We start from the raw sequence: 10158 nt of genomic DNA on the forward strand, positions 1-10158 counted from the left end.
GGCGCGCAGGCCGCACGCCTCGGCGATTGACCCGGCCTGGACGCGCAGGACCTCGCTGCCCGTGCCGGCCACGCCACGCAGCGTCAGACCCAGCGTCCGTTCGGCCGTCGTCGCCGCGCGAGCCGCAGGCGCAGGCGTCGTGGCGGCCGTCGGCCTGGCGCGCACGGTGACGGGCACGCTGAGGAAGACGCCCTCGCGGCGCAGGGTGAGGGTCAGGGACGTGCCGGGCGCGGTGCGCGACACGCGCAGGCGCAAGGCGTCGGGCGATCGGATCGGCTGCCCGTTGACCGCCGTGATGACATCCCCTGGCGCGATGGTCTGCGCCGCCGGGCTCTCCGTGTCGACGGCCGCGACGACGGCCCCGAACGACGCGCCGGTGGCCCTGGCCAGCGCCTGATCGAGGGGCTGGGTCGCGACGCCGATGTCGCCTGTCGTGGTGACGGCGCCGCGCAGCAGCTGATCCACCGAGGCGAGCACCACGTCGGCCGGGATGAGCGCGGGTGCCCCGTCGGTGGCCGTGACCATCCCGGCGAAGCGCCCGTCGAGCGTGAAGACCGGCGCGCCGATGTCGGCCGCGGCCCCCCGCCCGAGCGTGAGCAGCGGCGTGTCCCACCGCGGATCGCCGACTCCGTCGCTGCGGCCGACGAACACCGGGCGGACGGACGTGCCGGCACCCGTCGCCTCGGCCACGGCGAGGTACCCCGGCGCGGGCAGCGGCTGCTGACCTTCGCGGATGCTCAGCATGGGGGCGGTCTGCGGTGGCACTCGCACCAGGGCGAAGCCGCGGACGGCATCGCGGGCCAGGACGGTGACGGGCCCCGGTACGCCGATGACCCCCTCCACGACGGTGCCTTCCGGCACCAGCACCACGGCCGCGTCGTCGCGCACGCGGAGTGCGGGTAGCAGCCGGGAGTCACGGGAGGTGGGCGAGAGGGCGGTGGCGGCGCCGGCCGGGCCGCTCGTCCGCACGGCCAGCAGCGAGCCGTTGACGCGGCTCGTCAGCTCGCGCACGGCGAGGGACAGGTCGTCGAAGGCCGCGCGGGCGGCCAGGCGGGCCAGTGGCTGGGCGGCCGCGCCGTCCCGCGCGTCGGTCGAGGCGTCCGGAAAGCGGAAGCGGGACAGCACGAGCAACACGACCAGCGACACGCCGATCGTCGCCGCAAGGAGGCGGGATTCTCGCGAGAAACCGGACCTCCCGGCAGACGTCATGGCCGAAGGTATATCACTTCGGCTGGTGCGCGAAGGCATCGGGATGCAGCGCGCGGGCGAGGGCCTCCGCGGCCTGCCCGAGGCGCGGCCCCGGCACCACCATCTGGTCGCCCGACAGCGACAGGACGCGTCCCAGCCTCACGGCCGGCACGCCCGGCAGGGCCAGCCAGGGCGACGGCGACTCGGCGACCCGGGTCTCGGCCCGCAACTCGACGATGACCTCCGGGGCGCGGGCGAGGAGCAGTTCACTCGTGGCCTGGATGTTCTCGCGCGCGACGTCGCCGAACACGTTGTCGGCCCCCGCGACGTCGAGCAGCTCATGGAGGAACCCCACGCCGCCGCTGGCCCACACGTGCCGAATCGTCCCCGGCTCACGCCCGAACACCAGGAGCGTCCGTGGCCGCGGCTGTCCTTCGACGCGCATCCGGTTTCTGGTCAGCTGGGCGGGGAGGACCTGCGCCGCCGCCCGGCCGGCGTCGCCACGCCCCACGCGCGTGGCGACCGCCGCGAACGTCTCCAGCGTGTCGCCGATGCCGCCATGGCGATACGTGAACGTCGCGATGTTGGCACGCGCCAACTGCTCGTGCAGGGCCGTCTGCGACCCGTAGGTCACCACGAGGTCGGGTTTCAGCGACAGGATGCGCTCGAGGTCGGGATCGAGCAGGGCCCCGACACGTGGCCGCGTCGCGACCTCGGCGGGGTGCTTGTCGTAGCTGCTCACGCCCACGACCTGTGGCCCGGCGCCGACGGCGAACAGCATCTCGGTCACGGCCGGGACGAGCGACACCACGCGCGGCCCGGCCGTCGCGGCCTCCGCCGTCGCCCTGGCGTCCTCGCGCGGCCGACATGCCCCGACGAAGACAAGCAGCACGAGCAGGAGCGTCCCGAGGGTAGGGCCCGTTCTCCGAACGGGCCGTCGCCCGGCGCTACGGGCTGACGATGACGGCCGGCTCGGAGAGCCGGCCCTACCCGGGGCGAGCGTCATGTTTTTCGGATCAGCAGCCACAGGAAGAACGGTGCCCCCACCACCGCGGTCACGACGCCCACCGGCAGTTCGACGGGCGACAGCACGAGGCGCGCGAGGGCGTCGCACGCCATCAGGAAGGCGGCGCCGAACAGCGCCGAGGCCGGCATCACGATGCGGTGGTCGGCGCCGACCAGCAGGCGCACGAGGTGGGGCACGATGATGCCGACAAAGCCGATCGGGCCGGCCAGCGAGACGGCCACGCCGGTCGCCAGCGACGCCGCGAAGAAGGCGAGGCGCTGCACGCCGAGCACGGGCACGCCGCGCGATCCGGCCTGCTCGGCACCGAGGGCCAGGGCGTTGAGGCTGCGGGGCAGCCACGCGAACGCCACTGCCGCCGGGAGCAGGAGCCCCATCGCGATGACGAGGGGCCGATAGCCGGCGACGTCGAGATCCCCCATCAGCCAGCGCATCGTCCGCATCGTCTCCGTGAAGTCGGAGAGGTACTGCACCAGGAGGATCAGCGCGGAGAAGAAGGCGTTGAGCGTGACGCCGGCCAGCAGCAGCACGTCGGTCGAGAAGCCGCGATGCCGCACCTGCGCGAGCGCGTAGACGATGGCGACGGCACCGAGGGCGCCCGCCAGGCTGGCGAGGGGCACCGACGTCAGGGCGCCACCGGTCCAGGTGGGCAGGAAGGTCAGGGCGAGCATGGCACCGAGCGCGGACCCCGAGGAGACGCCCAGGGTGAAGGGCGTGGCCAGGGGGTTGCGCAACAACGCCTGCATCACGACGCCGGCGACGGCGAGCGTGGCGCCCACGAGGCCTGCAGCCAGCACGCGAGGCAGGCGGGCGATGAAGAAGATCTGCGCGTCGAGGTTGTCGGCGAACGGGCGCGTGCGGTCGAGCACGGCCCGCAGATCGAGCGGGGTCGAGCCCACGAGGGGGGCGCCCACGATGGCCGCCAGCAACAGGGTGCCGAACAGCCCGTAGATGCGCCAGGCCTGGCGGCGGCGGCCGGCGGCGGCCTGTGCGGCGGCGCGCGGGTCGTGCGGATCCCACGCGGCGGTCCGGACCACACCCGACTCCGCCGGCGCCCTCACCGACGCGCTCCGTGCATGGCGAGGACCGGGGTCGGTGCGCGTCGCCCGCGGTCGCCGACGAGCGAGGCGGGCACCAGCGACACCGAGCCGTCCGGGTGCGTCATGCGGTCGACGCGCACGCCATAGAGCGCATGCAGGTGCGCCGGCGTGAGCGTCTCCTCGGTGGGACCGTCGGCGAGCACCCGGCCGTCCTGCAGCAGCACGACGCGGTCGCAGACCTGCCAGGCGAACTGCAGATCGTGCGTCGTCACCAGGAGGGTCAGGCCGCGATCGTCGGCCAGACGCCGCAGGAGTTGCGCGACTTCGATCTGGTAGTGGAGGTCGAGCGCCGCGGTCGGCTCGTCGAGCACCAGCAGGCGCCCTTCGTCGCGCGTGTCTTCCTCGAACTGCGCCAGCGCGCTGGCGATGACGACCCGCTGCTTCTCGCCACCGCTCAACGTGTCGAAGTGACGGCACTCGAGGTCCGCCGTGCCGGTGGCCGCCAGTGCCCGACGCACCGCCAGCAGGTCGAGCGCGGTCTCGAACCCGAACGGTCCGAGATGGGCGTAGCGCCCCATCAGCGCGAGGTCCAGCACGGTGTAGTCGAACACCGGGTGGATCTCCTGGGGCACGACCGCGAGGCGGCGGGCGAGCCCGCGCTTGGGGATGCTCTCGATCGGCGCGCCGTCGAGCCGCACCTCACCGCTCGTCGGCCGCAGCGCCCCCGAGAGCATCCGCAACAGCGTCGTCTTGCCCGAGCCGTTCGGGCCGAGCACGCCGGTGATGCCACCGCGGGCCACGTCGAGTGACACGCCGTGCAGCACGGTGGCCCGGCCGAACCGGCAGGTCAGGTCAGCGGCTCGAAGCAAGTCGCACTCCGACCATCACGCTGCGTCCGAGTGATGGGAAGCCGAAGATCTCCTCGTAGTCCGTGTCGAGGAGGTTGAGGGCACGGCCGAAGATCTCGACCTGGTCGAGCAGACGCAGCGAGACGCCGGCGTCCGCGGTGGTGAAGCCCGGGTTGGTGAAGATACCGGCGTTGGCGCCGAAGCTCGGGTCGATGTCGCGCACGTCGCCGCGGTTGTCGATGCGGAGGAAGGCGCTGACGCGTCCGACGTGCAGGAGCACGTCGGCGAAGCCGGCAAGCTCGGGCCGCCGCAGCAGCGCGTCGCCGACCAGGAACGGGGCGGGCGCGTCGGCGAAGCCGTCGTTGGCCAGAATCTCCGTCCGCTGGCCGACGAGGCCGCCGCGGATCGTCAGCGGAGCGACCGGACGGAACGACAGCGACGCCTCGACCCCTTCGCTGCGCGCGTTCGAGATGTTGTCGCTGCGGAACGCCGTCGTGCCCGCCACGCGCCCGACGGTGACGATCAGGTCGTCGTAGGCATTGCGGAAGTAGAGCGCGTCGGCGACCAGGCGACCGCCGAGCCAGCCGGTCTCGAGCCCCGCCTCGAGGCTGCGCGACGTCTCCGGCTTCAGCCCGGGGTTGTTGGTGAACGCGATCTCGAAGGCGCCGGGGGCACGCATCCCGGCGCCGTAGCCGCCGTGGAGGCGGGCCCACCAGGCCTCGCCACCCAGCGCGCGCCAGCTGACGGCCACGCGCGGATTGACCACCGAGATCGTGTCCTCGGCAAACGACGGCCGCGGGCTGAACACGGAGCGGTTGCCCTCGAGGGCGCTCCTGACGACCCGCTCGAAGCGGGCGCCGCCCTGGATCGACAGCTGGCCGACCTCGATGCGTCCCTCGCCGAAGACGCCGAGCTGCGACCGATCGACGGGGATCTCCTGGTTCTGCAGGCCGGTGATGAAGGCCGACGCGGCGCGCTCGACGGCCCATTCGCTGCCAGCCGTCCAGGAGACGCCCAGCCACGCGGCATCGACCTGGCCGCGCGCCGAGACCATGCGGTTGCCCGACGCCGTCGGCGTGTCGGGCGTGAAGGCACTGAGATAGGTGCTGTCGCGCCTGGCGTACGCCACGGCCCCGCGCGCCTGCACGGCCTGCGCCAGTCGCCAGGTGAGCGACGCGCCAGCGGCGACGGTCTCGTTGTCGTTGCGGGAGACGGTGTCGACGCCCGAGTAGGTGTCGTTCGGGTCGCTGCCGAACGGCCCGGGGACGCCGCGCTCGTTGCGTCCGGCGCGCAGCAGGCCGGTCAGCTGCCAGCGATCCCCCTCGTAGCCGAGGCTGGCCATGGCATCGGTGCGACGGTAGTCGTCGTTGCTGACCGTCTCGCCGGTGCCCGGCGCCGTGCCGGTGAACCCGTCGGACGTCAGCTGCTCGGCCCCGCCACCCCAGCGCAGGCGTCCCGCGCTGCCGTTGGCCGATCCGTTGGCGCGCCAGGTGCCGAAACTGCCGGCCTCGAAGACCCCAGCGGCGCGCAGGGGGCCGCCCCGTCGCGTCACGAGCTGCACGACGCCCCCCACGGCGTCGGATCCGTACACCGCACTCTGCGGGCCGCGGACCACTTCGACGCGGTCGAGGTCGAACAGCGGCAGGTGCGCGGCGTCGTAGCTGCCGCCCATGTCGTTCAGGCGGATGCCGTCCACCATCACCAGCGTGAAGTCGCTCTCGCCTCCCCGCGGGAAGACCGACGTCACGGCGCCTCGGCCACCGCTGCGCGCGACGGTGAAGCCGGGCACGGACCGCAGGGCGTCCTGGACGCTCTCGAGCTGGCGGGTCCGGAGTTCGGCCTCATCCAGCACGGTGAGCGTGGCGCCACTGGCCGACCGGGTCAGGGGCACGAAGCCGGCCGACACGACGACCTGCTCGGCCAGGGCGGCGACCCCCATGGTCACGTCGGCCGAGGCGTCGGCGGCATCGCGCAGGGTGACCTGGCGGGGAGGGGCATCGAAGCCATCGGCGACGACCCGGAGGGTGTAGTCCCCCTCGGGCGCCTCGAGGACGAAGGTGCCAGACGGGGTCGTCCTGGTGGTCGCAACCGGTCCCGTGGGCCCTTCGAGGACGACCTTGGCGTTGACGATCGGATGACCGGGACTGCTGGAGACCGAGCCGCCGAGACGGGCCGCGAGGGCCGGCGTCGACAACAGGACCAGCAGCACCCCGGCCGCGGGCAGGGTGTGCGTGCGAAGCATTCGACCTCCTCGGCGTTTCCACGCGCCGACGCTGCGGCGCGAGATTGCGCCGACAGGCAGAGGACTTGCCCGATGGAAGGTTTCCTGACTCGGCGGGACAGAACGAGCGGTTTCTTCGCCTTCCCACAGCGCGATGGCTGCAGTGGCGGGGCCAGGCCATGGGGCCTGCCCTCGAGCGAAACCGGCTCACCGCGTCACAGTGGCGGGACCGTGTGGGATTCGCACCCAGCTTCCCTTCGACAACATCGGGTTGTCGCTGGCGAGGATAGCACCGGTTGGAGACTGGCCCGCAATTACCGATTGGTTCTGGCAGCGCCATGGACGCCGACCAGCAGCTTCGCTATCTCGACCGTACGCCCGTCCGCCTCGCGCGGCAGGCGCTCGCCGTGGTGGCGCTGGCCATCTTTCTGGGCTACCTGGTCTACCGGGCCCGCTTCACCCTGAACCCCGAGGCCCCCGTCTTCGCGATGGTGGTGTACCTGGCGGAGGTGCACGGGTTCCTGTCGCTGTTCTTCTATTTCTTCCAGACCTGGGCGCTCTGCCGCCGCGAGTGTCCGGCCCCGAGCGGCCGCTTCACGGTGGACGTGTTCATCACCACGTACAACGAGGACGTCCCCCTGCTGCGCCAGACGGCCCGCGCCGCCATGGCGATGCGCTATCCGCACCGGACCTACCTCTGTGACGATGGCCGGCGGCCGGCGGTGGAGGCCCTGGCCCGGGAACTGGGCTGCGGGTACATCACCCGCAACGACAACCGCCACGCCAAGGCCGGCAACTGGAACAACGCCTACGCGCAGACGAGCGGGGACCTGATCCTCACGCTCGACGCCGACCACGTGCCCCAGCCGCAGTTCCTGGAGCGGACGATCGGGTACTTCGAGGACCCGAAGGTGGCCCTGGTGCAGGTGCCGCAGCAGTACCACAACCTCGACTCGGTGCAGCACCAGGTCAACTGGGACGAGCGCCGCATGTACGGCGAGCAGGACGTCTTCTTCGACCTGGTCATGCCCGGCAAGGACTACTGGAATGCCGCGTTCTTCTGCGGCACCGGCGCCGTCCTGCGCCGCACGGCCCTCGAGGCACACGGCGGGATCATCACCGGCAGCATCACCGAGGACATGCACACGGCCATCGTGCTGCACAGCGAAGGCTGGAAGTCGGTCTACGTCAACGAGATCCTCGTCACGGGGCTGGCGCCGACCGACGTCGCGTCGTTCCTCAAGCAGCGGCTGCGCTGGGCCGAAGGCAATCTCAAGATCATCTTCGACATCAACCCGCTGACGTGTCGCGGCCTGACCATCCCGCAGCGCATCGCGTACTTCGCCTCGATGTTCCACTGGACCGTCGGCGTGCCCAAGCTGGTGTACTACGCGGCACCGCCCTGGATGCTGGTGTCGGGCACGTTCCCCATCGCGCCCTTCGACTCGCAGCTGCTGACCATCTACCTGGCCAACCTGGCGGCGATGACACTGGCCTACAAGCTGACGAGTCGCGGCCGCGGCCGGCTGGTGATGGACGAGTTCTTCAACATGCTGAACACGTTCACGCTGCTGCAGGCCACGTGGCGGTTCCTGCTGCAGGGCCGCAAGGTCGGCGTGTTCGTCGTGACCAGCAAGAAGGGCGGCGGGACGTCCACGACGGCGGTGCTGCCGCACTTCGTGATGCTCCTGGCGTCGATGCTCGCGATCAACTGGAGCCTGATGGGCCTCGGCTTCGGCGTCACCGAGGACAGGTTCGGCGCCGGCATTGCCATCTTCTGGACCACCTACAACATGGCGCTCGTCGTCGCCGTGGTGCGTCTGGCCCTGCGTCCGGCGCAGAAGCGCGACACGTCGCGGTTCCGCGCCTGCGTCCCGGCCACGGCGGAATGGGGCGGCGTGACGCGCGTCGGCGCGACCTCCGACCTCAGCGAGGGGGGATGCCGCCTGCTCTGGCCCGAGCCGATCGCGTCCGATGGGCCGCGGCATCTCGACCTCCAGTTGCCGGCGGGGCCCGTCCGTGTCGCCATCGACGTCGTCGCGACCCATCGCCGTACCGTCGATGGCTGGTACGCGCACGGGGTGCGGTTCGTCGATCCCTCTCCAGCCACCTGCGACGCGATCAGCGACGCCATCTTCGACACCGTCGTCCCCGAACTGCTGCACGGGTTGCGCCAGCCCCCGCTGCTCGTGCGCCTCGTCCGTGACACCTGGCGTGCGGCGCATCGTCGCCTGGCGCCACGCGCGTCGCGTCGTCCGCTGCGTCTGCCTGCCCGCCTGCGTGTCAGCGGCGCGCCCTGGTGGGTGACGACGCGCGACCTGAGTGCGAGCGGCGTGTCACTCGTCTCGCCTGTCTCGCTGCCCAAGGGGACGATGGTCTCGGTGGCCCTGCAGTTCGCCTCCGGCTCGCGTGAGCGTCGCGCGCAGGTGATCCGCGTGCGTGCCATCCAGTCGACCGGCCGCCAGGGCAATGCCTGGGATCTCGGCCTGCGGTTCGTCGAGGGCGTGAGCGTGACCGCCGGCGTGGACGACGATGCGCGGATGGCGGTGGCGTCGTGATGCGCCGCCTGCTGCTCCTGGTGCTGGCCGCCACCGTCCTCGAGTTCGCGGCGTTCCGCTACCTGCATCGCGACCTGTTCTCGATCGACGCGCCGGCCGCGGCGCAGGCGCCGGTGGCCGACACGCGCCAGCAGGCCGAGGCCGCGCTGGCACGACCGTATCTGTCGCGCCATCACGCCGAAGCGCTGGTGGCGGCCACCGATCGCCAGGGCCTGATCGACCTGCATGTGGCGGCGCTGGCCCGGTTGGTCCGGGACAACCCCGGCGACGTCTCCGTGATGCTCCGCTACGCCGACGGGCTCAGGCGCCAGGGCCGTCTCGACGAGGCGGCCCGCGTGTTCGCCCGCGTGGCGGAGGCGCCATGACCCGCGCGCGTCACCTCCTCGTCGCGGGACTGCTCGCCGGTCTCGTGTGCCCGCCCCCGATCGATGCCCAGCCTGCGCCGGCCTCGGCGTCGGCCGTGCAGCGAGCCGAGGCGCTGATCGGGCTCGGCCGCGTCGCCGCGACCCGGCGACAGTGGCGCGAGGCCCACGAGCACTTCAGCGAGAGCGCGCGACTGCGTCCGCTCGACGTCGGGCAACAGGAAGAGCACTTCTGGATCGCCGTGCACGTCGACCGCGACACGGCGCTCCGGCTGGCGCGATCCCTGGCCGACCGGAAGGCGGCCTCGCGGGAGGTCTTCGTCCGCTGGATCGACCTGCTTGGCGACGACGAGGACGCGATCGGCGCCGTGCTGGCGGTGGCGGATGCCGCCGCGGCCGCCGTGCCGAATGACCCGGCCTGGACCCAGACGCGTGCCTCGGTGGCCGTGCGGGCCGAGCGCGCCGGCCAGACGGCCGTGGCCGGTCGTGCGTGGAGCGGGGTTCCCGCGGTCGACCGCGAGGCCCGTGCCGCCTGGCAGGCCTCCTTCCTGCGCGTGTCGGCGGCGCAGACCTCGCGTGCCGCGCTGGCCCCCGAGTTCGACCGTTACGTTGCGGCGCATCCGGCCGACGACGGCATGCGGGCGCTGGCAGTGGAGGCCTGGGCCGATGCCGGCCAGCCCCTGCGCGGACTGGATCTGCTGGGGCCACGGCTTGGCCGGACCGCGACGGCCGCCACACTGCGTCGCGCCGCCGATCTGGCGCGCCAGGGGCGCGCCGAGGGCCGGGCGCGCGCGCTGCTCGAACGCATGCACGCCTCCGGGGGGGCGACCGACCAGGACACCTGGACGTTGGCGGCGCTGCTGGCCGCCGAGCGCCACAGCGCCGCCCACCGACGCCTGTTCGTGACCCATCCACCG

The 10158-nt window shown here is 72.5% G+C and carries 7 protein-coding genes, 1 pseudogene and 1 riboswitch; of the genes and pseudogenes, 3 read left to right on the forward strand and 5 right to left on the reverse strand.

Translation table 11 applies throughout. The features are described 5' to 3' along the window. From Q0C41_RS26640 to Q0C41_RS26660, 5 genes are all read right to left on the reverse strand, one after another. On the reverse strand, positions 1 to 1209 hold a 1209-nt coding region (locus Q0C41_RS26640), incomplete at its 3' end, for a S1C family serine protease (protein WP_291989187.1). Positions 1210 to 1222: 13 nt separating this feature from the next. Then, positions 1223 to 2080 carry an ABC transporter substrate-binding protein gene (locus Q0C41_RS26645; protein ID WP_291989189.1) on the reverse strand — a complete coding sequence of 286 codons (858 nt, stop codon included), beginning with the start codon at positions 2078 to 2080 and terminating at the stop codon, positions 1223 to 1225. A gap of 110 nt (positions 2081 to 2190) precedes the next feature. Continuing rightward, positions 2191 to 3273, reverse strand: a complete 1083-nt coding sequence (locus Q0C41_RS26650; RefSeq protein ID WP_291989191.1) for an iron ABC transporter permease — start codon at positions 3271 to 3273, stop codon at positions 2191 to 2193. Next, the gene (locus Q0C41_RS26655) at positions 3270 to 4121 is read right to left on the reverse strand and encodes an ABC transporter ATP-binding protein (RefSeq protein WP_291989193.1); all 852 of its coding nucleotides are present in this window, start codon (positions 4119 to 4121) and stop codon (positions 3270 to 3272) included. Before Q0C41_RS26655 ends, Q0C41_RS26650 begins: the two co-directional genes overlap by 4 nt. After that, on the reverse strand, positions 4105 to 6342 hold the full coding sequence (locus Q0C41_RS26660) for a TonB-dependent receptor (protein WP_291989195.1): 2238 nt from the start codon (positions 6340 to 6342) through the stop codon (positions 4105 to 4107). Before Q0C41_RS26660 ends, Q0C41_RS26655 begins: the two co-directional genes overlap by 17 nt. A gap of 56 nt (positions 6343 to 6398) precedes the next feature. Continuing rightward, positions 6399 to 6618, reverse strand: a riboswitch (cobalamin riboswitch). Between the two features lie 41 nt (positions 6619 to 6659). Here Q0C41_RS26660 and Q0C41_RS26665 point away from each other — a divergent pair. The 3 genes and pseudogenes from Q0C41_RS26665 to Q0C41_RS26675 form a co-directional block, all read left to right on the forward strand. Further along, positions 6660 to 8879, forward strand: a complete 2220-nt coding sequence (locus tag Q0C41_RS26665) for a glycosyltransferase (protein WP_291989197.1) — start codon at positions 6660 to 6662, stop codon at positions 8877 to 8879. Continuing rightward, entirely contained in the window at positions 8876 to 9244 is a 369-nt protein-coding gene (locus Q0C41_RS26670) for a hypothetical protein (protein WP_291989199.1), read from the forward strand. Before Q0C41_RS26665 ends, Q0C41_RS26670 begins: the two co-directional genes overlap by 4 nt. After that, positions 9241 to 10158: pseudogene (locus tag Q0C41_RS26675) on the forward strand (hypothetical protein); the annotation flags it as partial. The gene Q0C41_RS26670 and the pseudogene Q0C41_RS26675, both read left to right, overlap by 4 nt.

Source organism: Luteitalea sp. (assembly GCF_022842525.1).
In the GTDB taxonomy this organism is placed as follows: domain Bacteria; phylum Acidobacteriota; class Vicinamibacteria; order Vicinamibacterales; family Vicinamibacteraceae; genus Luteitalea.